Consider the following 21,367-nt stretch of genomic DNA (forward strand, 5'->3'; position numbering starts at 1 on the left):
CTGGCTAGTTGCAATGGCGACCGGTACGGTTGACTTCTTCAACGACACTGGCGGTTACGGTTTCATCGACACTGACGATGCGGAAGAGGACGTCTTCTTCCACATGGAGGACGTCGGCGGTCCTGACCTCGAGGAGGGGCAGGAAGTCGAGTTCGACATCGTTCAGGCAGACAAAGGCCCGCGCGCCGAGAACCTGGAGCGCCTGTAATCATGGCGAAAGGTAAGGTCGACTTCTTCAACGACACTGGCGGCTACGGCTTCATCGACACCGACGACGCGGACGAAGACGTCTTCTTCCACATGGAAGACGTCGGCGGCCCCGACCTGGAAGAGGGTCAGGAAGTCGAGTTCGATATCGAGCAAGCGGACAAGGGTCCCCGAGCGACCAACCTGGAGCGTCTCTAACGATGGCGACAGGCAAGGTCGACTTCTTCAACGACACGGGCGGCTACGGCTTCATCGACACCGATGACGCCGACGAGGACGTCTTCTTCCACATGGAGGACGTCGGCGGTCCGGACCTGGAAGAGGGACAGGAAGTGGAGTTCGACATCGAGCAGGCCGACAAGGGCCCGCGCGCGACGAACCTCGAACGCCTGTAACTGCGGATCCTGCCGCATTCGCGGCACGTCCGTCTCACCGGCGAGCGGCGCCGCCGTCCGCGACGAGTAGCGTCCGGCCGGGGCTGCCCGCTCGCTGTCCGAATATCTTCGGCGAGCGGCGGCGCTCGCCGGGGTTCTCCGGGTCGATACCGTGGGACACAAGAGCCAGCGCCTCGCAGGTGCGAGCAATGAGCGACGCAGACGCCGTCGACACGGACCTCTACCAGCGCGCCCAGGCACTGCTCGAACCCGGCGAGATCGAACTCGTCGGCGTCATCGTCCACACCGACCTGTCGGGCGATCAGGAGCCGACGCTCCACGAAGATACTCTGGAGATCGGCAACTACATCGCCGAGTACTCCGGGATCGAGCCGACCGACACGTACGTCTACTCCGGCAACGACGACGCCGAGTTCGGCGTCAACCAGCACCAGGGCCTGACGCTGGAGGGCGACGAGTTCGTCTGGGAGTGCCAGCAGTTGCTCCGCGAGGGCACCTTCGACGTGGTGTTCTACTACGAGGCCGACGTGGACCAGGACGGACTGGTCGCGGCGCTCCGCGAAGCCGGCTACGACGCCGTCGGCGTCGAACCCGACGAGTAGCGCTCCGGACCGCTTCTCACTGAAGCTCGGACAGGCACTGCCGGCAGTAGTCGACGCCCTCGCGGTTCTCGGCGCTGCAGGACGGACAGGTCACCATCTCGCGCTCGCGGGCGGCCGCGACGGCGTTCGCGGGGTCGAGCGTCGTCGATGCGGGCCTGTTCGGGGACGACTCCGTCTCGAACTCCCCCCGTTCGACGCGGGCGACGAGTTCGTCGTGGGCTATCCGGTCGATGAGCCGAAAGAGCCCGACGAAACACAGCGCCGGCAGGACGGCGAGAACGGCGACCGCGAGCAGCCGCACGAGCGCCGAGTCCATGTCGAGTGTTACCGCCCGACGATCAAGACGGTTTCGCCGGGAACTGCCGGCCCCGGCGCGTCAGTCGTCGACCATCCGGCTGCCGCCCGGCGGGAGGAACTCCTGGATGCGGTCGGCGCTGGCTACCTTCCGGACGAACGAGTCGTCGGCGAACCGGCCCTTGAACTCCCGGTAGAGCCGCATCGCGATGTCGTTCTGCGCGTACTGGCCCGGTTCGACCTCGACGGTCGTCTCGGCCTTCGGCTCGATGGCCGCGGGCGGGCCGCCGATGACCCGCGTCTCCGGTTCGCAGGTGATCCCGATGGTGACGCCGACCTCCGTGCTCTCGTAGTAGGTGCGGTCGCCGCGGATGGCGAACCCGCCCTTCTCCAGGAACTCGCCGCTCTCGGGCGTCTTGGACACCTGGTCCGAATCCACTTCGTACACGTCGCCGGCGAACTTGCCGTCCTTCCAGACCGACGAGTACGAGACGGCGAACTGTGCCGCCTCGCGCTTGCTCGACCCGGGGATCTCCACGTCGCCGTCGTAGGATTCGGAGGGACCGGTGGCCTTGAGGATCGTCGCGGGACCGCCGTGGGCCTGGGCGTGGAAAAAGCGGTCCCCGCGGTCGAGGTACTTGGCGACGAGGTCCTCGTTGTCGTCGGCGTCGCGCCCGCCGATGACGAGGAAGCCGTCGCTGGTGTGGAACCACCGGTAATCCTCGTACCAGTTGTCGGACTGGCGGACCGGGATCGACGGTTCGGCCAGCCAGTCCACGTCCTCGTCCTCGTCGTCTCCGTCCTCACTGCCGTCACCGTCGCCGCCCGCGCCGGATTCGCCGGCGTCGGCGGCCTCCCACTCCTCCTTGCGTCGCTTGACCTCCTCGAGCTCCCGGCGCGTCTGCTCGATGGCCTCCTCGGCGCCCTCCTTCTTGCCCTCGATGCGCTTGGCCTCGCGGTAGAGCCGGTCGGCGTTCTTCTCGACGCCCTCGCTCGCCGTTAGCGTGACCCGCTCGCCGTCGATCTCGACGGTCACCGTCCCCTCGCTGCCGTCCAGCGAGACGACCGCCTCCGCCGCGGGGATGCCCCGCTCGGCTCCCTCCGCGAAGCGATCCTCGATGTCGTCCCACGAGCGGTCCTCGGCGCGGGCCGCCTGGATCGTCGAGAGGATCCCGTCGACGAGGTCGTAGTTGGCGTACAGGGCCTCGGCGTTCTCCCGCTCGCGCTCGGCCTGGGCCTCGAAGTCCTCGATGGCGCCCTGCTGTTGCTCGATGATCCGCTCGTGTTTGGCGATCTCCGACTCGAAATCGGGCCGCTGGCGGCCACCGCCCGCGTCCTCGCCCCCTTCCTCGTCCTCGTCGCTGGCGAACGTGAAGTAGTCGTCCAGCGCCTCGTTGAACGAGTCGAACGGCTCGCCGTAGCGGTCGTCGTACTCTGCCAGCGGGATGGGCGTCACGTCGACCCGCTGACCCTCGATGTCCCCGGAGTCGTCCGTCGGGTCCTCCGCGTCTGGGTCGTCGAGTTCGTAGTAGACTCTGGGGTCCAGATCGCTGTCGGCCAGCCGGTCGGCCAGCCGCCGGACGGCGTCGTACAGCGCCCGCAACTGGTCGTCGGTCGCATCCTCGATGGGGACGTTGTAGTCGACGCCCGCGAGCGTACAGAGTTCCTCGCCGTAGAGCCCGCCGAAGTTGAGCTGTGTCGCGAGCGTCCGCACGAGGTCCGAGTCGGAGTCGCGCATCCGCGCCTCGAAGGCGTCGTAGTCGACGCCCAGCGGGTTGAACCGCGCGCTCGGGAACTCGTACTGGCTCCCCGGCGCGACGGTCCGGGACTTCAGCCGCACGGTTTCGAGACAGTCGATCACTTCGCCGGTGCCGTCGAGGATGGCGACGTTGCCGTCGCCGAACAGCTCCGCGACGACGGTCGTCGTCTCCTCGTCGCGCTCGAAGGTCAGCTCGAGGATGCGGTCGAACTGGAACTGCGACACGTCGACCAGTTCGGCCCCCTGCATCCGATTCCTGAGCATCATCGCGAAGTTGGGCGGCCGCTCGGGCGCCTCCGGCACGTGGTCCGGGTCGGTCACGTTGACCCGCTTGTTCTCGCCGACTTCGACGAGTAGCTCCGTCCGGCCGCGGTCGTAGTGGCGCATCCGGAACCGCAGCAGGTCGCGGTCGGGGTAGAGGTAGACCTTCCCGACGCCCGCGCCCTCGTAGGCCGACAGCTCGCCGGCGAGCGCCGCGAGGTCGACGCTCGTCAGCTCCCGCTTTCTGTCCATACAGTGGAGTCCGCCCTCGAAAGCAAAGGGCTTGCGACACCATCTTTTTCGACCGGGGGTGTCCTCGCGCCCAGAGGGCGCTGCGGGCACCCCCGGTCCAAAAACATGGGTGAAAAAGGCCGCCTCCGCGGGGCTTCGCCCCCCTCCGGCGGTCGAACCGCGCGCCGCAGGCGCGCGGATGCCCGATACGGGTGCGGTGCGGTCGGCGCGCGCTGTCGAGCGTGCCCGCCTCCTGGCGGGCCGCTCGAAACAGCCGCGCGAGGGATGAGCGACGGCAGGAGCGAATCGGCTGGGGAGGGTCGTGGCCGTCTGCGGTGCTGTGCGGTGTCGATGTGCGGTCGCGGGGTCGTGCGGTCGCGGTGCTGTCCTGGTGGACTGAAAGGGCGAGGCGCGCTCGCGCTCGTGTAGTCGCCTGAGCGACCCCTACCCGAGTGACCGGAGGGAACGAGGGTATGTCGCTCAGCGACCGCGAGCGCGCCGAGGGCTTTCATCGCCCGTTGTGCAGTGCGGTGGTGACGACTGCTAGCGAGCGCGCCGGGGGCGTTCAACCCTTGCTGTCTCCTGCTGTCGACCCGATTCAGGGTGAGCGCGCCGAGGGCGTTCAGCGCTCACCGTCGAGTGCGGTCGAGCTATCGGCGAAAGAGCGTTTCCACCGAGCGAACACAGTCGGCGGAGACGACCGAAGAGGCGCCTCGAGAGGGTCGGACGATTTAAGCCGCTGGCAAGTGGACACCGAAACATGGACTTCGGGCGCTCGCGCTCGTCCGGTCGCACGGCACACGACCAGCCGAACAGTGTTCGGCGCTGCCGTTGTTGAGCGCCCGCTCTTTCTCGCTCGCATCGACCGACGACCCACCGATCACGCCCGACCACGACACGGACCAGACAATGTTCGACAGACTCCGCGAAGACGTACGCACAGCCCGCGAGACCGACCCCGCCGCGAAAAGCAGCGCCGAGGTACTGCTCTACGCCGGCCTCCACGCCGTCTGGGCCTACCGGCTGGCCCACTGGCTGTGGACCCGTGGCTTCCACTTCACCGCCCGACTCGTCTCCCAGATCTCCCGGTTTCTCACCGGGGTGGAGATCCACCCCGGCGCGGACCTGGGGCGGCGAGTCTTCGTCGACCACGGGATGGGCGTCGTCATCGGCGAGACGGCCGAAGTGGGCGACGACGTGGCGATGTACCACGGCGTGACGCTCGGCGGGGACGACCCGCGACCCGTCAAGCGACACCCGACCGTCGGCGACCGCGTGACGCTGGGCGCCAACTCGACGCTCGTGGGCGACATCACGGTCGGCGACGACGCGACCGTCGGCGCGGGCGCCGTCGTCGTCGAGGACGTGCCACCCGGCGCGACCGTCGTCGGCAACCCCGCCGAAGTCGTCGACGGGGGCCGCGCCGAGACCGAACCGGAATCCGCGGCGGAATCGGAGCCCGCCGAAGGGAGCGTCGCCGACCCTACCGCCGGCGGACCGGCGGGCGGCGAACCGGCGGACGACGCGGACGACGAGACGGCGACGCCCCCCGACCCGCCGGCCTGCTGCGGCGCGGCGGGCGCGAGCTGAGCGGGTGCGGTCGCACCCCATCACTCGCCGTCCCACCCGCGCCCCGCCCGTCCGAAACTCCCATGTCATCCCGGCACCGAACACCGGGGCGATGACAGCGGACCCCATCGAGGAACTCGCCGCGGACGAGGTGCTCGGGTCGGTGGTCGACGAACACGGACCCGTCACGCTGGAGCCGGCCGACGACCTCTACGAGCGGCTGGTCGTCTCGCTGGTCCGCCAGCAGGTGTCGATGGACGCCGCCGCGGCCATCCGCGAGCGGCTGTTCGACGCCGTCGAGGTCACGCCCGAGGCTATCGTCGAGGCCGACCACGCCACCCTCCACGAGGCCGGCCTCTCCGAAGCGAAGGCCGACTACGTCAAAAGCGCCGCGAGCGCCTTCCTCACTCGCGAGTGGGACCGCGACACCTTCGCCGGGATGAGCGACCAGGCAGTCAAGGCCGAACTGACCGACATCCACGGCATCGGCCCGTGGACCGCCGATATGTTCCTGATGTTCGGGCTCGGTCGCGAGGACGTGTTCCCGGTCGGTGACCTGGGTATCCGCAAGGGGATGGACCGGCTGTTCGACGACGACATGACCCGCGCCGAGATGACCGACGCCGCCGAGCGCTGGGAACCCTACCGGAGCTACGCCAGCCTCTACCTCTGGCACGCCGTGGAGGGGTGACCCGTGGGCGACGACCCCAGCGGCGACGACTCCGGAAGTGAACCACTGGCGGAACGCGTCGAACGACTCTACGCCGAACTCGAAGCGACCGAGGAGCGGCCGGTCGACCGGACGGCGAGCCGGTGGATCGGGGAGGCCCAGGCGGTCGCCGGGGACGCTGCGGACCTGGCGAGTGACGGCGACGACGAGTCGACAGCGTCGACCGTCCGCGAGCGCGTCGGCCACGTCGCCGACCTGCTCGACAACGTCGACGGGACCGGCGATCCGGACGCCGACGAGCGCGTGGAAACGGCGAAGTCGCTGGCGGCGGAGATCGCGGGGGACGACGGCGAGAACTGAGAACGAGAGCGAAATTACCCAGTGGAGCCCGGTTACTCCTCGGACTCGGCCTCGGGGTCGGACTCCCGGTCGGCCTGTCGGGACACGTCGACCTGGTAGTCGCCGAGGATGTCCCGGCCGAGGATGACGGGGTAGTTCATGTGGCTGCGGTCCTCGACGCTGGCGGTGACGGTGTGTCGGGTGCCGCCGACGCCGACGACCACGTCCACGAGCGGCCGGCTCTTCGAGGACTTGTTCGAGCCCGAGCGAACCTTCGTGATCGACTTGATCGGCCCGGCGCCGATATCGGCAGCGAGGCGCGTGTCGATGCTCGTCCGCGTCGCACCGGTGTCGGACTTGGCGACCACTGTCTCGGAACCCTTCGTCCCGCTGATCAGCACCTCCTCCGTGTAGCCGATGACCAGCGACTCCGCGGCCCCCGAGGAGACCGCCGGCGGCTTGCAGGCCGGCACGGAGTCATCGAGAAGGTTCGACAGCTCTTCGACGCGCTCGCGGTCGACGCTACCGCCGCCGCGCTCGACGGCGAGTTCGGCGATGTAGGGCGCGGGACTGGTCCCGGTCGCCTCGAACAGCCCCTTGAACCCCGCGGTGGGGTTGACTTCGAGGACGTACCAGCCGTCGGCCCCCTCCATGAGGTCGACGCCGGCGTAGTCCAGCCCGACGGCCTCGACGGCCTTCCGGGCGGTGTCGATGACGGCCTCGTCGACATCGCCGGCAGCGTCCTCGACGTGGCCGCCCAGCGCGACGTTGGTCCGCCACTCGTTGTCGGGGGCGTAGCGGAACATCGAGCCGACGACCTCGCCGCCGACGACGTAGACGCGCAGGTCGCGGGTGGGAGCGTCGCCCCGCTCCAGGAGCTTCTGGAGGAACGCGTAGCGGTTGCCCACCCGGGCGTTGACCCGCTCGGTCGCGTCCACCTTCCACGTGCCGCCGCCGTTGGTGCCGATGGCCGTCTTGTAGACGGCCTCGTCGCCGAACCGCTCGCGTTCGAGGTTCAGCCGGTCCGACGAGAGCGCCAGCAGGGCGTCGGGCACCTGCACGTCGGCGTCGGAGAGCGCGACCGCAGACGCCACCTTGTGCATCGAGGTGAGCGTCTTCGCCGGCTCGTTGAGCATCGGGACGAGCTGCTCGAAGGTGTTGGCCAGCCCCATCTCCTCGCAGGGTTCGGTCGACTTCGACAGCAGCAGGCGGTTGGCGATCACGTCCACGTCGGGTTCGAGGGTCGGTTCAGAATCTTCGACGCGCAGCGTCGTGTTCTCCCGGCGCAGCCACTCGGGGTCGTGGCCCAGCGCCTCCACCGCGTTGAGGATCGCCTTGGTCTCCTTGCTGTTGTGCAGGCTCAACACCCCCACCGAAACGGAGTCAGAAGTCGCCATGCCGAACCGGTCGGCCGGACGGCCGAAAGTACTAACGGTCGCGAATCGCCGGCGAGGGACGTTTCTGACGGCGATCCGGAAAGAACGATGGTCGGCCGTCGAACCCGAACGGTCGCTCGCCCGGCGGGTCCGCCCGCGGCCGAGTCCGCAGCTGGTCACGACGGCCCTTCGGCGGTGGAGGCCGCGGCGCGCCACGACGACCCTCGGCAGCGGAAGCCGCGGCGCGCCAAGACGGTCCCGGCGGCGGAGTCCGCGGGTCGCCACACGTTTCAACCCCCGGACGTAGAGGGCAGTATGGACGAGGCCGAACCGTTCACCTACGACGGCGGGCGGGTCGACCCGGGTGAGCGGGCCAACGTGCGCTACACGGTCAGCGAGACCTATCTCGGCGACCCCGTCAAGATCCCGGTCACGGTCGTCGTCGGCGAGCGGCCGGGGCCGACGGCGTTTCTCAGCGCCGCCGCCCACGGCGACGAACTCAACGGCGTCGAGGTCGTCCGCGAGGTGGCCCACGAGTGGGACCTCTCGGACCTCCGGGGGACGCTCATCTGCCTGCCCGTGCTGAACGTCCCCGGTTTCATCGCCCAGGAGCGCTACCTCCCGGTCTACGACCGCGACCTGAACCGCTCGTTCCCGGGGAAGGCCGGCTCGACCAGCGCCAAGCGGATGGCCCGGCGCATCTTCGACAACTTCGTCGAGCCCTGCGACTTCGGGCTGGACCTGCACACCTCCACCCGCGGCCGGACGAACATGCTCCACGTCCGCGCCGACATGGCCGACTCGTCGGTCGCCCGCGTCGCGAAGGCGTTCGCCTCCAACGTCATCATCGACGGCCAGGGCTCGGAGGGAACGCTCCGCCGGGAGGCCAGCGAGCGCGCCACCGCGACGGTCACCGTCGAGATGGGCGAGGCCCACCGCTTCCAGCGGGAGTTCATCGACCGGGCCCTGGTCGGCGTCGAGAGCGTCCTTGCCGAGTTCGGCCTCCTGCCCACCGAGCGGGTGCGCTGGCCCGGCTGGCGGATGGTCGTCGAGGGCTCCAGCGAGAAGACGTGGCTGCGCGCCGACGCCGGCGGCCTCGTCGACATGCACGCCGCCCGCGGGGGCGTCGTCCGCGAGGGCGAGACCATCTGCACCATCGCCAACCCGTTCAAGACAGAACGGACCCACGTCGAGGCACCGTTCACCGGCCTGCTCGTCGGCATCCTCGAAAACCCCGTCGTCTACCCGGGCAACCCGCTGTGTCACCTCGTCAAACTCGACGACGACACGCTCGACGCCATCGAGCGCGACGGCGGGCCGACGACGCCCAGGGACCCGGTGCCCGACTCCGCGGCGGAGTGAGGAGCCGTCGCCACGGCACGGACGAGTGAGGAGCCGTGGTCACACCACCAGCCACGGACCGCGCGCGAGCGGGCGACGCCAGCCCGCGGGCGCGACCCCTGACAGCCGGTTGGCAGGTCCGCCGCGGAGCCGGCGAAAATCCCCGAAACACCCACCGAACCCGGTCGCCTGTGGACGCGTGTGAACGTGTTCGGCGGCCGAGACGGGGCGGTGTAGAAACTACTATAGCCCCTGCTACCATTGCGCCCGTTGTATGAGCGGAACGTACGACCGCGGAGCGGTCGAGGACTTCGGCCGGTGGCGGGAGTTCCAGCCGGGGATGTGGGCCTGGATCTTCCACAAGTTCACCGGCTGGGTGCTCGTCGGCTACCTCTTTACGCACATCGCGGTGCTGAGCACCGCCACCGCCGGCGACCCGACGGTGTACACGAACACGCTCCAGGGACTCGAGGAACTGCTGATCGTCCGGGTGCTGGAGGTCGGCCTCCTGTCGGTGGCCGTCTTCCACATCCTCAACGGCGTTCGCCTGCTGTTCGTCGATCTCGGGTTCGGGCTGGAGAACCAGGACAAGAGCTTCTACGCGTCGCTCGTCGTGACGGCCGCCATCGTCGTCGCGAGCGTGCCGACGTTCCTCGCGGGGGTGTAACACATGGCACAACACTACTCCTCGTTCGAGCGCGGCGGCGTCAAGTGGCTCTTCCAGCGGCTGACTGCGGTCTTCCTGATCGGCGTGCTCGCCTTCCACTTCTTCCTCCTGCACTTCGTCAACCACGCCGCCGAGATCACCTTCGCCGGCACCCAGGCGCGGATGAGCCAGGTCGGCTACTTCGCGACGATGTGGCTGTTCCTCGTCACCGCGACCTTCCACGGCGTCAACGGGGTCTACAACGCCCTCGTCAACCAGGGACTGACCGGCACCCGCAAGACGGCAGTCGGGGCCGTTTTGACGCTGGCGAGCATAGCACTGATCGTCCAGGGAACCCGCGTGGCACTCGCGATGACCAACCTACTATGAGCACGCAAATCGAGCAAGAGCAGACCGAGGAGCAGACCGACGCCGAGGCGGCCGAACCCGCCGAGCAATCACATCAGGAACGGCGCCTCTCCGAGAAGAAGGCCCGAGCCGAGGCCCGCGAGCGCGAGGAGCAGGCCCGCGAGGAGGTCCGGGACGCCGACGAGACGGTCCGCATCAAGGTGTTCCGCTACGACCCGGAGGTCGAGGGCAAGTCCGAACCCCGCTTCGACGACTTCCAGGTCCCCTTCTTCAAGGGGATGACCGTCCTCGACGCGCTGATCTACGCACGGGACCACTACGACTCGTCGCTGACCTTCCGCCACTCCTGCCGGCAGGCGGTCTGCGGGTCGGACGCACTCTTCGTCAACGGCCAGCAGCGACTCGGCTGCAAGACGCAGATGGCGGACCTGGAGAGCCCGGTCCGCATCGAGCCGCTCCCCCACCAGGACGTGGTCAAGGACCTCGTCGTGGACATGGAGCACTTCTACGAGCAGATGAAATCGGTCGAGCCGTACTTCCAGCCCGACGAGCTGCCGGAGGGCGAGCGCGAGGAACAGCGCCAGACCCCGGAGAACCGCGAGAAGGTCAAGATGTCGACGCGGTGTATCTGGTGTGGCGCCTGCATGTCCTCGTGTAACATCGCCGCGGGCGACAACGAGTACCTCGGCCCGGCGGCCATCAACAAGGCCTACCGGTTCGCGATGGACGAGCGCGAAGGCGAGATCCAGAAGGAAGACCGCCTGGAGATCATCGAGCAGGAACACGGCGTCTGGCGCTGCCAGACCCAGTTCTCCTGCACGGAGGTCTGCCCGAAGGACATCCCGCTGACCGAGCACATCCAGGAACTCAAGCGCGAAGCGGTCAAGTCGAACCTCAAATTCTGGTAACCATGCACGAACACGACGTACTCGTCGTCGGCGCGGGCGGCGCTGGCCTGCGCGCGGCGATCGCGGCACACGAGGAGGGAGCGGACGTGGCGATGGTCACGAAGCTCCACCCCGTCCGGAGCCACACCGGGGCGGCCGAGGGCGGCATCAACGCCGCGCTCCACCCCGAGGACTCCTGGGAACTGCACGCCTACGACACGATGAAGGGGTCGGACTACCTCGGGGACGCCCCCGCGGTCGAGACCTTCGCCCAGGACGCGCCGGACGAGGTCATCCAGCTCGAACACTGGGGGATGCCGTTCTCCCGCGAGGAGGACGGCACCGTCTCCCAGCGGCCGTTCGGCGGCCTCTCACACCCCCGCACCACCTACGCCGGCGCCGAGACCGGCCACCACCTGCTGCACACGATGTACGAGCAGGTCGTCAAGCGGGGCATCACCGTCTACGAGGAACAGCAGGTGCTCGATCTGGCGGTGACCGACCACGACGACGTCGAGGACCGCGAGTGTCACGGCGTCGTCGCCTACGACATCGCCAGCGGCGAGATCCGGGGGTACCGCGCCAACAACGGCGTCATCCTCGCGACGGGCGGCCCGGGCCAGGTGTTCGACCACACCACCAACGCCGTCGCCAACACCGGCGACGGCTACGCGATGGCCTACCGTGCCGGCGTCCCGCTGGAGGACATGGAGTTCGTCCAGTTCCACCCGACGACCCTGCCGTCGACGGGCGTCCTCATCTCCGAGGGCGTCCGCGGCGAGGGCGGCATCCTCTACAACGACGAGGAGGAGCGGTTCATGTTCGAGTACGGCTACGCGAACAACGAGGGCGAACTCGCCTCCCGCGACGTGGTCTCGCGGGCCGAGCTGACGGAGGTCAACGAGGGCCGCGGCATCGAGGACGAGTACGTCCACCTCGACATGCGCCACCTCGGCGAGGAACGCATCCTCGACCGCCTGGAGAACATCCTCCACCTCGCGGAGGACTTCGAGGGCGTCGACGGCCTCGACGAGCCGATGCCGGTCAAGCCCGGCCAGCACTACCAGATGGGCGGCGTCGAGTGCAACGAGAACGGCCAGACCTGCATCGACGGCCTCTACGCGGCCGGCGAGACGGCCTGCGTCTCCCTGCACGGCGCCAACCGCCTCGGCGGCAACGCCCTGCCCGAACTGCTCGTGTTCGGCGCCCGCGCCGGCAAGCACGCCGCCGGCGGCGACATGAAGGACGCCGAGATCCCGACCGGCCCCAGCGCCGAGAGCGAGTCGGGTGACCTCCCCGACGACATCGAGATCGGCGCGGTCGACGCCAGCGGCGAGTCGGTCGCCGCCGACGGCGCGGCCGTCGACGCGGGGACGGTCGTGGAAGCGGAGGTCCAGCGACAGCAGGAGCGCGTCGACCGCCTGCTGGAAGAGGAGGGCATCAACCACGCGCAGGTCCGCGACGACATCCAGCAGACGATGACGGCCAACGTCAACGTCTTCCGCCGCGAGGACAACCTCAAGGAGGCGCTCGACGACATCCGCGAGGCCCGCGAGCGCTACCGGCACGTCGCCGCCTCGGACCCGTCGCGTACCTACAACACCGACCTGATGCACACGATGGAGACCCGCAACATCATCGACATCGCGGAGGCCATCACGGTCGGCGCCCTCGCCCGCGAGGAGTTCCGCGGCGCCCACTGGCGCGAGCAGTACCAGGAGCGCCGCGACGACGAGTGGCTCAAACACACCATGCTCGCCTGGAACGAGGGCAGCCCCGAACTCTACTACAAGCCCGTCCTCCTCGAGGGCGAGAAGGAGTACGAGCCGAAGGAACGCTCCTACTGACGCCCCGGCTTTTCGTCCGTCGCGGTCAGAACACGTTCCCGACCGCGCTCGAAGCCCGTCTTATACGCTGAACAGGCGCAATACCACGGCGTTCACGCCGTGGATACGCGCCGTCACTTGGGAGAGAACCCACGTTCGACAGCAGTCTGAGTTTCGGGATACCGACGTTTAAGTGACAGGCAACCCTAGTAATGGAGAGGAATCGGTCGGAACGGAGCGGATTCCGAACCGTCCTTCGGAGGTGGCCTGTCCACCCATCTAATGAGACAGTATCCGAAAGAGCGGGCGGTGAACGTCACATCCTCGAAGCGTGTGCCCATGTGCCGACTGCTCAAAGCGAGTCAGACGATACCCCCGAGTCTGCTGACGCCTGCCGGCGTCCCCGTGGCAAAAACAACACCGGGACGCCGTACACGGTCGAGGAGAGGGGTAACGGCGGTTTGGCACTGCCAGCAGTCCACCAGTCCGATACCGTGGGACTACCCGTGCCCGAAAGGGCTGGGAGTCCGGTGATTGGGCTGCGAACCTGAAACTCCCACCGCTCGGGATTCCTCCGCGTGAACGCGGAGGAAAATGTCAACCCGTCTAGACGCTGTCCCGGCCGCGCACGAGCGACGCACACGCGCCGCTCGGCAAGGATCCGTAAAACGCGCAAACGGCCGTATGAGAAGTGACGGGCCGTCGCACGAGAGGACGCGTCCCGAACCGCGGTCGGTCGCCGATCAGGACTCGTCGTCCGCTTCGGCTTCCTCGTCCCCGGCATCGTCGTCCGCCTCCGTCTCGGCGTCGTCCGTGTCGTCGTCCGCACCGTCGTCGCTGTCGTCGACGATCCAGTCCTCGCGGACGCGCTTGGTGCCGGAGTCGGTCTCGATGATGATGATGTTGTAGTCCTCGGTGCCGGTCTTGACGCCGGTGACCGTCCCGCTGTCGGTCCCGTAGACCGAGGAGTCGGGGCCGGCCACGTGGAACGTGACCTCCTCGCCGCGCTCGACGGGCACGTCGCCGAACCCGACGGGCGAGCGGGGTACCGTCTGCGCGCCGCCGCCACGATACAGCGGCTCGGTCTGCCCGGACCCGTCGTTCGAGGCGCCCGCCTCGATGGCGTCCTCGTCGGCCTCGCCGACGCGCCGCCCGAACCCGCAGCGCTTGGTCTCCTCGACGACCACCTGGTCGATCGTCAGCGTGGGGTGGTCCGCCTTCCACTCCGAGAGCGCCTCCTCCATCCGCTCGGCGGTCAGCTCGTCGCGCGCGGACACGTCGACCTCGAACGACCGCACCGAACGCTCGCCCGTCCGCGACTCGACGACCAGCTGGGCCTCGAAGACGCTCTCCGATCTGTTCTTCGCCTGTCGCTCGTACTCAAGTTCTGAACCGTCAACAGTTATGTCTGGCATGTCGATAGCTCGACTGTTCGTATATTGGTGAGAACTGAGTGATATATCTTTTCCAAGCCGTTTGGTAGAATCGAACGCGGATGTGATCGAGTACCAGGGAGAGCGGGACGACCGGTCGGGTCTGTCTGTACCGGACTACACGTCGATTTAGGGGAAGGAGAGCGACCGAAAGAGGTTTTGGCGCGTTCTCGCTGGGTGAAGGCATGACGTACACCGTGGCCGTCGTCGGAACGGGGCCGGACCCGGAGAACCCGACCGTCGAGGGGTTCGCAATGGGCTACCGCCACGCCGAGTCGTTCGGGAACAACGCGGACTGCGAGGTCGTCGCCTGCGCCGACATCGTCCCGGAGAACGCCGAGGCGTTCGGCCGGACGTTCGACCTGCCCGACGGGAACGTCTTCGAGGACTACGAGGCGATGCTCGCAGCGGTCGAACCGGACATCGTGACGGTCGCCGTTCCGCCGGCGATCCACGAGGACGTGGTCGTCGACTGCGCCCGTAGCGGCGTCGTCTCGGCGATCCACGCCGAGAAACCGATGGCCCACACCTGGGGGTCGGCCCGGCGGATGGCCGACGCCTGCTGGCGCCGCGACGTGCAGCTCACGTTCAACCGACAGCGACGCTTCGGGAAGCCGTTCAGGGAGGCGAAACGGCTGGTCGACGACGGGGAGGTGGGCGACCTCCAGCGGGTCGAGACGACCTGGAGCGACCTGTACGACACCGGGGCCCACACGATCGACCTGACGGGGATGTTCGCCGACGAGGCCGAGCCGGAATGGGTCATCGCCCAGATCGACTACCGCGAGGAGGACGTGCGCTTCGGGATGCACCAGGAGAACCAGGCCTGGGCGCTCTGGGAGTACGAGACCGGTGTCCAGGGCGTGATCTCCGGCGGAGAGGGGAGCGACTTCGCCGACGCCGCCCACGTCATCCGGGGCACCGACGGCGAGATCCGTATCGACAGCGAGACGGGCAACATGCTGGAGATCCGCCGCGCCGGCGACGAGTCGTGGGAAGCGATCGACGTCGACGGCGAGGACCTCCACGGCGCCAACGCCGAGGGTCGGGAGTACGGCAGCGAGTACATCGACCGCGCGGCCGACGAGGTCGTCGACGCGCTCCGCGAGGGCCGCGAGTCGGAACTCGGCGCGAAGAACGGACTGAAGACCGCCGAGATCATCTTCGGCGCCTACGAGTCGGCCCGCAAGCGCGGCCGCGTCGACTTCCCGCTCGACGCCGAGGACAACGCCTTCGAGGACCTCGTCGAGCGGGGCGAACTGGAGTACGTCCCCGAGAACGTGACGGACGGTCAGGAGTGACGGCGACTGGGAGAAAATCCGACCACGGGCTTTCGCCCCTCAGAACAGCACGTACAGCATGAGGTAGACGACGACGCCCAGCGTGAACGATATCAGCCACAGCGCCGCGGCGACGCGGCCGACGGTCGGGTGGCGTGTCTCGCGCAACTCGGGCACCGAGTGGGTCAGCGCCAGCAGGAGAACGTAGATGACCAGCGGGACGCAGACGATGGCGAGGACGATGTGCACGGCGAGGATCCCGGGGTAGATCACGCCCTCCACGAGCGGCGGCCCGGAGAAGTCCGTCGGCCCCAGCAGCGCGACGCGGTAGAGGTAGGCGACGAGGAAGAGGGCAAAGAGTCCGGTCGTCGACAGCATCGCTGCGCGGTGGCGGGCCACGTCGCCGCGGCGGGCCGCTCGCCAGCCGACGGCGATGGTTCCGACCGCCGTCGCGCTCACGACGGCGTTGACGTGCGGGATCGCCGCCAGGACGGGGTCCGGCGCCCGCGGCAACAGCGCCTGCGGGATCGCCTGCAGCGCCGCCGCGAAGACCAGCGCGAGCGCCACGACCGAGAGAACACCCGAGACCGCCGGGACGTGCTCGCTGACGTTCATCGGCCGGGACTGGGGACTCGACCGTCAACCCAGTTGCGCTTCGGGCGCGGCGGCCCGGTCTGACAGCGCTCAGAGGGGGCCGGCCGACTGTCAGGGCCAGAGCCCGCGGGCCTCGTGGGCCTCGGCGATCCGCGAGAGCGCGACCACGTAGGCGGCGTCGCGCCAGGTGCCGTCGCTCGCCTCGAACTCCTCGGCGACCGCCTCGAAGGCGGCGAGCATCTCCGTCTCCAGCTCCTCGTTGACGCGCTCGGCCGACCACGAGCGGCGGTTGATGTCCTGGAGCCACTCGAAGTACGAGACGGTGACGCCGCCGGCGTTCGCGAGGATGTCCGGGACGACCGGAACGCCGCGGTCGGCGAGGATCTCGTCGGCCGCGAACGACACCGGGCCGTTCGCGCCCTCGACGACGACGTCCGCGCGGATGTCCGAAACGTTCGTTTCCGTGATGGCGTTGCCGACGGCCGCGGGGACGAGCACGTCCACGTCCAGCCCGAGCAGTTCCTCGTTCGTGACGGTGCGGTCGGCGTGGGCCGCGACGGCCTCGGGCTGTTCCTCGTGGGAGGGGATCGAGCGGGTGTCGAGCCCGTCGGGGTCGTAGGCGGCGCCGGTCACGTCGCTGACGGCGACGACCGTCGCGCCCCAGTCGTCGAGCAGGCGCGCGGCGTTGGCGCCGACGCTCCCGAACCCCTGCACCGCGACCGTCGCCTCGGCGAGCGGCGTGTCGTAGTATTCAGCGACCTCGCGGGTCACGATGGCGACGCTGCGGCCCGGCGCTTCGGCGCGACCCTCGCTCCCGCCGATGACCGGCGGCTTCCCCGTGACGACGCCCGGGATCGTCTCGGCCTCCTGCATGCTGTAGGCGTCCATCATCCACGACATCGCCTCGGCGTCGGTCCCCATGTCCGGCGCGGGGATGTCCGTCGTCGGCCCGATGACGTTGCGGATCTCGTCGGTGAACCGCCGGGTGAGCCGCTCGCGTTCCTCGTCGCTCAGTTCCTTCGGGTCGACGACGACGCCGCCCTTCGCGCCGCCGAACGGGATGTCCATCACCGCGCACTTCCAGGTCATCCACATCGCGAGGCCGATGCACTCCTCGCGGGAGACCTCGGGGTGGTACCGCAGCCCGCCCTTGTACGGCCCGCGGACGCTGTCGTGCTGGGCGCGGTAGCCGCGGAACACCTCGACGCTCCCGTCGTCGCGCTCGATGGGGACGGTCACCTCGTGGACCGCGTCCGGGTGGAGGAACCGCTCGACGACGTTCGGGTCCACGTCGACCAGCGAGGCCGCCCGCCGCAGCTGGCGGCGGGCCGTCGCCAGCGCCGACGCCGGCTCGTCGGTCGAGGACTCGATACCGTCGGCTGTCGACTGGGTCGGTGTGTCGGAAGACATGGTGGGAGCCGCTTACTCCAGCGACATCGCGCGGTTCTGGAACCCGCCGTCGCAGTCCGGGCACTCCCCGGGATGGGAGTCCGCCCGCACGATGTTCCCGCAGACGAGGCACTCGTAGGTCGATTGCGTTTCCGTGTCGTCGGCGATGTCCTGATGATGCGGCACGGACGTTCGTTCGGCAGATGACCATATAGTATTAAGTATTTAGGGTATATTATGACATATTAATACGCGTCGGTACGACGCGCAGCGCGGCCGCTCCGGGGGCGAAAAAACGGAAAACGGGCGGCGGGGCGACCGCGCTACTGGAAGGTGCGGCCGACCTGCTTTTCGTCGGGTTCGGGCTCGGCCGTGTCGAAGCGCTCCTCGATCTCCTCGTAGCGCTCGCGGGTCTCCTCGTCGACGCTGGGGGAGACCTCGCTCAGAGCCTGCTCGAAGTGGTCCATCGTGACCTTCACGTTGCCGACCGAGTCGTCGATCTCCTCGGGGTCGACGCTGGCGATGAACTCGCGGGTCGCGGCCATCGACGCCTCGCGGGCGACCGCCTCGATGTCCGCGCCGACGTAGCCACCCGTGCGGGCCGCCAGGTCGTCCAGGTCCACGCCCTCGGCCAGCGGCTTGTCCCGCGTGTGGACCTCGAAGATCTTGCGGCGCGCCTCCTCGTCCGGGACGGGCACGTGGACGTGCCTGTCCAGGCGACCGGGCCGCAGCAGGGCCGAGTCGATGAGGTCCGGGCGGTTGGTGGTCGCGATGACGACCACGTCCTCGAGCTCCTCGAGACCGTCCAGCTCGGTCAGCAGCTGGGAGACGACCCGTTCGCCGACGCCCGAGTCGGTCGTGTTACCGCCGCGTTCGCCGGCGATGGAGTCGATCTCGTCGAAGAACACCACGGTGGGCGCGTTGGCGCGGGCCTTCTCGAAGACCTCGCGGACGCCCTTCTCCGATTCGCCCACGAACTTGTTCAGCAGTTCGGGGCCCTTGATCGAGATGAAGTTCGACTGGGCCTCGTTGGCGATGGCCTTGGCGAGCAGGGTCTTCCCCGTGCCGGGCGGACCGTACATCAGCACGCCCTTGGCGGCGTCCATGTCCATGGCCTCGAACACCTCGGGGTAGTCCAGCGGCCACTGGATCGTCTCGCGCAGGCGTTCCTTGGTGTCCTCCAGGCCGCCGACCTGGTCCCAGGTCACGTCCGGGACCTCGACGAACACCTCGCGCAGCGCCGAGGGCTCGATGCCCTTCAGCGCCTGCTTGAAGTCGTCCTCCGTGACCTCCAGGTGTTCGAGCACCTCGGCGTCGATCTCGTCCGATTCGAGGTCGAGCTCGGGCCTGATGCGCCGGAGCGCGTTCATCGCCGACTCCTTGGCCAGTGACTCCAGGTCCGCGCCGACGAAGCCGTGCGTGCTCTCGGCGTACTGCTCCAGGTCGATGCCGTCGACGAGGGGCATCCCGCGGGTGTGGACCTGCAGGATCTCCTTGCGACCGTTCTTGTCCGGGACGCCGATCTCGATCTCGCGGTCGAAGCGGCCGCCGCGGCGCAGGGCGGGGTCGACGGCGTCGACGCGGTTGGTGGCGCCGATGACGATGACCTGGCCGCGGGATTCGAGGCCGTCCATCAGGCTCAGGAGCTGGGCGACGACGCGGCGTTCCACGTCGCCCTGGGTCTCGCCGCGCTTGGGCGCGATGGAGTCGATCTCGTCGATGAAGACGATGGCGGGGGCGTTCTCCTCGGCCTCGTCGAAGACCTCGCGGAGCTGCTCCTCGCTCTCCCCGTAGTATTTCGACATGATCTCCGGCCCGGAGATGTCGGTGAAGTACGCGTCGATCTCGTTGGCGACGGCCTTGGCCATGAGCGTCTTCCCGGTGCCGGGCGGGCCGTGCAGCAGCACGCCCTTCGGCGGCTCGATGCCGAGCGTCTCGAACAGCTCGGGGTGGCGCATCGGCAGCTCGATCATCTCGCGGACCTGTTCGAGCTCGTCGTCCAGGCCGCCGATGTCCTCGTAGGTGATGTCGGGGGCGCCGCCCTCGGGGGTGCCGGGGGCGTCGCCGGTGATCTGCTCGGCGGGCTTCTCGGCCACGTCGACCTCCGTCGAGTCCGTCACGACGACGGTCCCGGACGGTTCGGTGCCGGCGATCTTCAGCGGGATCTTCTGGCCGCTCATCGACGAGAGCGGGCCGAGCCCGAAGCTGACGGGCACGGTCTGGCCCTCCGTGACGGCCTGGCCGCTGAGGTTGTTGCGGATCATCGGGCCGACGTTCCCGCGAACGCGGAGGTTCTGGGGGAGGGCGACGCTGACACTGGTCGCCGGCTTCACGTCGGCCTTCTCGACCTCGACGTTGTCGTCGATGCCCACGTCGGCCTCCTGGCGGAGCCGGCCGTCGATGCGGATGACGCCGCGGCCCTCGTCCTCGGGGTAGCCCGGCCAGACCCGCGCGACCGCGCGGGAGTCGTCGCCCTCGATGACGATGTAGTCGCCGTTCTCGAGGTCGAGCTCCGACATCGCCGCGCGGTCGATGGCGGCGAGGCCGCGACCCGCGTCCTTCTGCTTGAGGGGCTTGACGGTGAGTCTCATGCGTCCACCTCGATGGTGAGAACGCCGTTGCGGATAAACGCTCGCGCGTCACCCGAAAGCTCCAGGTCGTACTGCTCGCCGTCGACGACGACGATGACGGTCTCGTCGAGCACGTCCACGGACGCGTCCCGACCGGGACCGAGGTCCGCCGCCAGCACCGTCTCGTCGTCGCTGTACTCGTACCGACGCAGACCGACGTCGTCGGCCAGCTGTTGGGTTCCGGTCATACTAACTCAGAGTTAGCGCGATAAATACTTAAACCTATCGCTAATCTGCCCCGCACGTGGGGGCTATCTGCACGAACGGTAGAATTGCGGTTCACACTGACACCCGCCCGAAGGGTTCCGCCCGGGTCGACCACCAGTCGGCCCCGACGGCTTTGGTCGTGCCGGACGAACGGGACGTATGGAGACCGTTCGCCACGACCGCCGGGAGACGGCCTATCGGATCGCGGGCGGCGACGCCGACGCGGCCGCCGACACGACGGCCGAGTCCCAGTCGACGACGGGATCGGGGAGGAGCGCCGAAGTCCTGTACGTCCACGGCAGCGGCGCGACCCACCGGCTGTGGGCCGCCCAGTACGGCCCCGACGGCCCCGCCCGCCCGGCGGCCGCCGTCGACCTGAGCGGTCACGGCGAGTCCGACGACGTAGCCACCGAACCGGGCCCCGGAACCCTCGACGCGTACGCACGAGACGTGGTGGCCGTCGCGGAGGCGACCGGTGCGGACGTACTCGTCGGGAACTCCCTCGGCGGCGCGGTCCTCCTCCGCGTGGCGCTGGAGGCCGATTTCGACCCGGCCGCGCTCGTGCTGGCCGGGACCGGCGCGAAGCTCGCCGTCGCCGAGGACCTCCGGACGTGGCTGGCCGGGGACTTCGACCGCGCCGTCCAGTTCCTCCACGGCGACGACAGGCTGTTCCACGACGCCGACGAGCGGGCGCTCGACCGCTCGAAGTCCCAGCTGCGGGCCACCGGACAGGCCGTCACCCGCAGGGACTTCCTGACCTGCCACGCGTTCGACGTTCGCGACCGCCTCGACGCGGTCGACGCCCCCGCACTGGCGGTCGTCGGCGAACACGACTCGCTGACCCCGCCCGCCTACCACGAATTTCTCGCCGACGAGCTCCCGGACTGCGAGTACGCCGAGATCGCCGACGCGGCGCACCTCGCGATGGCCGAGCGGCCGACGGCGTTCAACCGCGCGGTCGGTCGGTTCCTCGAGTCGCTCGACGGCTGAGCGGCCCTCTCGGGCGCTAGCCGCACCGGTCCGCGCCGACCCGCTCCGACCGCGGCGAAAACGGGGGACTCA

General features: G+C 68.8%; 22 protein-coding genes and 1 pseudogene. 14 read left to right on the top strand and 9 right to left on the bottom strand.

The features are described from left to right. The first annotated feature begins 13 nt into the window (after positions 1–13). The 4 genes from ACMGFG_RS21785 (at position 14) to ACMGFG_RS21800 (ending at position 1,204) form a co-directional block, all read left to right on the top strand. Positions 14–208 (top strand): cold-shock protein, encoded by a 195-nt coding sequence (locus tag ACMGFG_RS21785; protein ID WP_135362705.1) that lies wholly within the window; start codon positions 14–16, stop codon positions 206–208. Between the two features lie 2 nt (positions 209–210). Beyond that, positions 211–405, top strand: coding sequence for a cold-shock protein (locus ACMGFG_RS21790; RefSeq protein ID WP_123537499.1), 195 nt, complete (start codon positions 211–213; stop codon positions 403–405). A 2-nt stretch (positions 406–407) separates the two neighbouring features. Beyond that, on the top strand, positions 408–602 hold the full coding sequence (locus ACMGFG_RS21795) for a cold-shock protein (RefSeq protein WP_006883801.1): 195 nt from the start codon (positions 408–410) through the stop codon (positions 600–602). 188 nt (positions 603–790) lie between these two features. After that, complete coding sequence (locus ACMGFG_RS21800) at positions 791–1,204, top strand: DUF5778 family protein (RefSeq protein WP_436932401.1); 414 nt, start codon at positions 791–793, stop codon at positions 1,202–1,204. A 16-nt stretch (positions 1,205–1,220) separates the two neighbouring features. Here ACMGFG_RS21800 and ACMGFG_RS21805 read toward each other — a convergent pair whose 3' ends face one another. Both ACMGFG_RS21805 and rqcH read right to left on the bottom strand, forming a co-directional pair. Continuing rightward, on the bottom strand, positions 1,221–1,520 hold the full coding sequence (locus ACMGFG_RS21805; RefSeq protein WP_436932402.1) for a DUF7577 domain-containing protein: 300 nt from the start codon (positions 1,518–1,520) through the stop codon (positions 1,221–1,223). Positions 1,521–1,580: 60 nt separating this feature from the next. Then, a complete protein-coding gene (rqcH, locus tag ACMGFG_RS21810) occupies positions 1,581–3,770 on the bottom strand; it encodes a ribosome rescue protein RqcH (RefSeq protein WP_436932403.1) in 2,190 nt (729 codons plus the stop codon). An 888-nt stretch (positions 3,771–4,658) separates the two neighbouring features. Between rqcH and cysE the strand changes: the two are divergent. The 3 genes and pseudogenes from cysE to ACMGFG_RS21825 form a co-directional block, all read left to right on the top strand. Continuing rightward, positions 4,659–5,162, top strand: a pseudogene (cysE, locus tag ACMGFG_RS21815) (serine O-acetyltransferase); the annotation flags it as partial. A gap of 268 nt (positions 5,163–5,430) precedes the next feature. Further along, on the top strand, positions 5,431–6,009 hold the full coding sequence (locus ACMGFG_RS21820) for a DNA-3-methyladenine glycosylase family protein (RefSeq protein WP_436932404.1): 579 nt from the start codon (positions 5,431–5,433) through the stop codon (positions 6,007–6,009). 3 nt (positions 6,010–6,012) lie between these two features. Beyond that, positions 6,013–6,348 carry a DUF8152 family protein gene (locus ACMGFG_RS21825; RefSeq protein ID WP_436932405.1) on the top strand — a complete coding sequence of 112 codons (336 nt, stop codon included), beginning with the start codon at positions 6,013–6,015 and terminating at the stop codon, positions 6,346–6,348. Positions 6,349–6,380: 32 nt separating this feature from the next. Here the strand turns inward: ACMGFG_RS21825 and ACMGFG_RS21830 are convergent, their stop codons facing one another. Beyond that, entirely contained in the window at positions 6,381–7,724 is a 1,344-nt protein-coding gene (locus ACMGFG_RS21830) for a putative ATP-dependent zinc protease (RefSeq protein WP_436932406.1), read from the bottom strand. A gap of 294 nt (positions 7,725–8,018) precedes the next feature. On the opposite strand from ACMGFG_RS21830, the gene ACMGFG_RS21835 reads away from it, so the two are divergent. From ACMGFG_RS21835 to ACMGFG_RS21855, 5 genes are all read left to right on the top strand, one after another. Next, a complete protein-coding gene (locus tag ACMGFG_RS21835) occupies positions 8,019–9,065 on the top strand; it encodes a succinylglutamate desuccinylase/aspartoacylase family protein (RefSeq protein ID WP_436932407.1) in 1,047 nt (348 codons plus the stop codon). A gap of 253 nt (positions 9,066–9,318) precedes the next feature. Beyond that, the gene (gene sdhC, locus ACMGFG_RS21840; RefSeq protein WP_135363036.1) at positions 9,319–9,711 is read left to right on the top strand and encodes a succinate dehydrogenase, cytochrome b556 subunit; all 393 of its coding nucleotides are present in this window, start codon (positions 9,319–9,321) and stop codon (positions 9,709–9,711) included. Between the two features lie 3 nt (positions 9,712–9,714). Beyond that, positions 9,715–10,080: a succinate dehydrogenase hydrophobic membrane anchor subunit gene (locus ACMGFG_RS21845; RefSeq protein ID WP_436932408.1), complete on the top strand. Its 366-nt coding sequence runs from the start codon at positions 9,715–9,717 to the stop codon at positions 10,078–10,080. After that, a complete protein-coding gene (locus ACMGFG_RS21850) occupies positions 10,077–10,967 on the top strand; it encodes a succinate dehydrogenase/fumarate reductase iron-sulfur subunit (RefSeq protein ID WP_436932409.1) in 891 nt (296 codons plus the stop codon). Before ACMGFG_RS21845 ends, ACMGFG_RS21850 begins: the two co-directional genes overlap by 4 nt. A 2-nt stretch (positions 10,968–10,969) precedes the next feature. Next, positions 10,970–12,793, top strand: a complete 1,824-nt coding sequence (locus ACMGFG_RS21855; protein ID WP_436932410.1) for an FAD-binding protein — start codon at positions 10,970–10,972, stop codon at positions 12,791–12,793. 722 nt (positions 12,794–13,515) lie between these two features. Here the strand turns inward: ACMGFG_RS21855 and ACMGFG_RS21860 are convergent. Further along, on the bottom strand, positions 13,516–14,187 hold the full coding sequence (locus ACMGFG_RS21860) for a hypothetical protein (protein ID WP_436932411.1): 672 nt from the start codon (positions 14,185–14,187) through the stop codon (positions 13,516–13,518). Between the two features lie 203 nt (positions 14,188–14,390). On the opposite strand from ACMGFG_RS21860, the gene ACMGFG_RS21865 reads away from it, so the two are divergent. Further along, on the top strand, positions 14,391–15,506 hold the full coding sequence (locus tag ACMGFG_RS21865) for a Gfo/Idh/MocA family protein (RefSeq protein WP_436932412.1): 1,116 nt from the start codon (positions 14,391–14,393) through the stop codon (positions 15,504–15,506). A 39-nt stretch (positions 15,507–15,545) separates the two neighbouring features. Here ACMGFG_RS21865 and ACMGFG_RS21870 read toward each other — a convergent pair whose 3' ends face one another. From ACMGFG_RS21870 to ACMGFG_RS21890, 5 genes are all read right to left on the bottom strand, one after another. After that, positions 15,546–16,100, bottom strand: coding sequence for a DUF420 domain-containing protein (locus ACMGFG_RS21870; protein ID WP_436932413.1), 555 nt, complete (start codon positions 16,098–16,100; stop codon positions 15,546–15,548). A 90-nt stretch (positions 16,101–16,190) separates the two neighbouring features. Continuing rightward, positions 16,191–17,489, bottom strand: coding sequence for a glutamate dehydrogenase GdhB (gdhB, locus tag ACMGFG_RS21875; protein ID WP_436932414.1), 1,299 nt, complete (start codon positions 17,487–17,489; stop codon positions 16,191–16,193). A 12-nt stretch (positions 17,490–17,501) separates the two neighbouring features. Further along, positions 17,502–17,654 carry a rubrerythrin-like domain-containing protein gene (locus tag ACMGFG_RS21880; RefSeq protein ID WP_436932415.1) on the bottom strand — a complete coding sequence of 51 codons (153 nt, stop codon included), beginning with the start codon at positions 17,652–17,654 and terminating at the stop codon, positions 17,502–17,504. Positions 17,655–17,791: 137 nt separating this feature from the next. After that, positions 17,792–20,059, bottom strand: coding sequence for a CDC48 family AAA ATPase (locus tag ACMGFG_RS21885; protein WP_436932416.1), 2,268 nt, complete (start codon positions 20,057–20,059; stop codon positions 17,792–17,794). Continuing rightward, complete coding sequence (locus ACMGFG_RS21890; RefSeq protein ID WP_436932417.1) at positions 20,056–20,286, bottom strand: DUF7127 family protein; 231 nt, start codon at positions 20,284–20,286, stop codon at positions 20,056–20,058. The genes ACMGFG_RS21885 and ACMGFG_RS21890 overlap by 4 nt, the downstream gene beginning before the upstream one ends. A gap of 178 nt (positions 20,287–20,464) precedes the next feature. Between ACMGFG_RS21890 and ACMGFG_RS21895 the strand changes: the two genes are divergently transcribed. Continuing rightward, positions 20,465–21,295: an alpha/beta fold hydrolase gene (locus ACMGFG_RS21895; protein WP_436932418.1), complete on the top strand. Its 831-nt coding sequence runs from the start codon at positions 20,465–20,467 to the stop codon at positions 21,293–21,295. Positions 21,296–21,367: the final 72 nt, after the last annotated feature.

The organism is Halosimplex halobium, assembly GCF_051414055.1.
Taxonomy (GTDB): Archaea; Halobacteriota; Halobacteria; order Halobacteriales; family Haloarculaceae; genus Halosimplex; species Halosimplex halobium.

Bases quoted from the DNA above. Each gene is read 5' to 3' on its own strand.
- ACMGFG_RS21785 (WP_135362705.1), top strand. From the start codon at position 14: ATGGCGACCGGTACGGTTGACTTCTTCAACGACACTGGCGGTTACGGT.
- ACMGFG_RS21790 (WP_123537499.1), top strand. From the start codon at position 211: ATGGCGAAAGGTAAGGTCGACTTCTTCAACGACACTGGCGGCTACGGC.
- ACMGFG_RS21795 (WP_006883801.1), top strand. From the start codon at position 408: ATGGCGACAGGCAAGGTCGACTTCTTCAACGACACGGGCGGCTACGGC.
- ACMGFG_RS21800 (WP_436932401.1), top strand. From the start codon at position 791: ATGAGCGACGCAGACGCCGTCGACACGGACCTCTACCAGCGCGCCCAG.
- ACMGFG_RS21805 (WP_436932402.1), bottom strand. From the start codon at position 1,520: ATGGACTCGGCGCTCGTGCGGCTGCTCGCGGTCGCCGTTCTCGCCGTC.
- rqcH (WP_436932403.1), bottom strand. From the start codon at position 3,770: ATGGACAGAAAGCGGGAGCTGACGAGCGTCGACCTCGCGGCGCTCGCC.
- ACMGFG_RS21820 (WP_436932404.1), top strand. From the start codon at position 5,431: ATGACAGCGGACCCCATCGAGGAACTCGCCGCGGACGAGGTGCTCGGG.
- ACMGFG_RS21830 (WP_436932406.1), bottom strand. From the start codon at position 7,724: ATGGCGACTTCTGACTCCGTTTCGGTGGGGGTGTTGAGCCTGCACAAC.
- ACMGFG_RS21835 (WP_436932407.1), top strand. From the start codon at position 8,019: ATGGACGAGGCCGAACCGTTCACCTACGACGGCGGGCGGGTCGACCCG.
- sdhC (WP_135363036.1), top strand. From the start codon at position 9,319: ATGAGCGGAACGTACGACCGCGGAGCGGTCGAGGACTTCGGCCGGTGG.
- ACMGFG_RS21845 (WP_436932408.1), top strand. From the start codon at position 9,715: ATGGCACAACACTACTCCTCGTTCGAGCGCGGCGGCGTCAAGTGGCTC.
- ACMGFG_RS21850 (WP_436932409.1), top strand. From the start codon at position 10,077: ATGAGCACGCAAATCGAGCAAGAGCAGACCGAGGAGCAGACCGACGCC.
- ACMGFG_RS21855 (WP_436932410.1), top strand. From the start codon at position 10,970: ATGCACGAACACGACGTACTCGTCGTCGGCGCGGGCGGCGCTGGCCTG.
- ACMGFG_RS21860 (WP_436932411.1), bottom strand. From the start codon at position 14,187: ATGCCAGACATAACTGTTGACGGTTCAGAACTTGAGTACGAGCGACAG.
- ACMGFG_RS21865 (WP_436932412.1), top strand. From the start codon at position 14,391: ATGACGTACACCGTGGCCGTCGTCGGAACGGGGCCGGACCCGGAGAAC.
- ACMGFG_RS21870 (WP_436932413.1), bottom strand. From the start codon at position 16,100: ATGAACGTCAGCGAGCACGTCCCGGCGGTCTCGGGTGTTCTCTCGGTC.
- gdhB (WP_436932414.1), bottom strand. From the start codon at position 17,489: ATGTCTTCCGACACACCGACCCAGTCGACAGCCGACGGTATCGAGTCC.
- ACMGFG_RS21885 (WP_436932416.1), bottom strand. From the start codon at position 20,059: ATGAGACTCACCGTCAAGCCCCTCAAGCAGAAGGACGCGGGTCGCGGC.
- ACMGFG_RS21890 (WP_436932417.1), bottom strand. From the start codon at position 20,286: ATGACCGGAACCCAACAGCTGGCCGACGACGTCGGTCTGCGTCGGTAC.
- ACMGFG_RS21895 (WP_436932418.1), top strand. From the start codon at position 20,465: ATGGAGACCGTTCGCCACGACCGCCGGGAGACGGCCTATCGGATCGCG.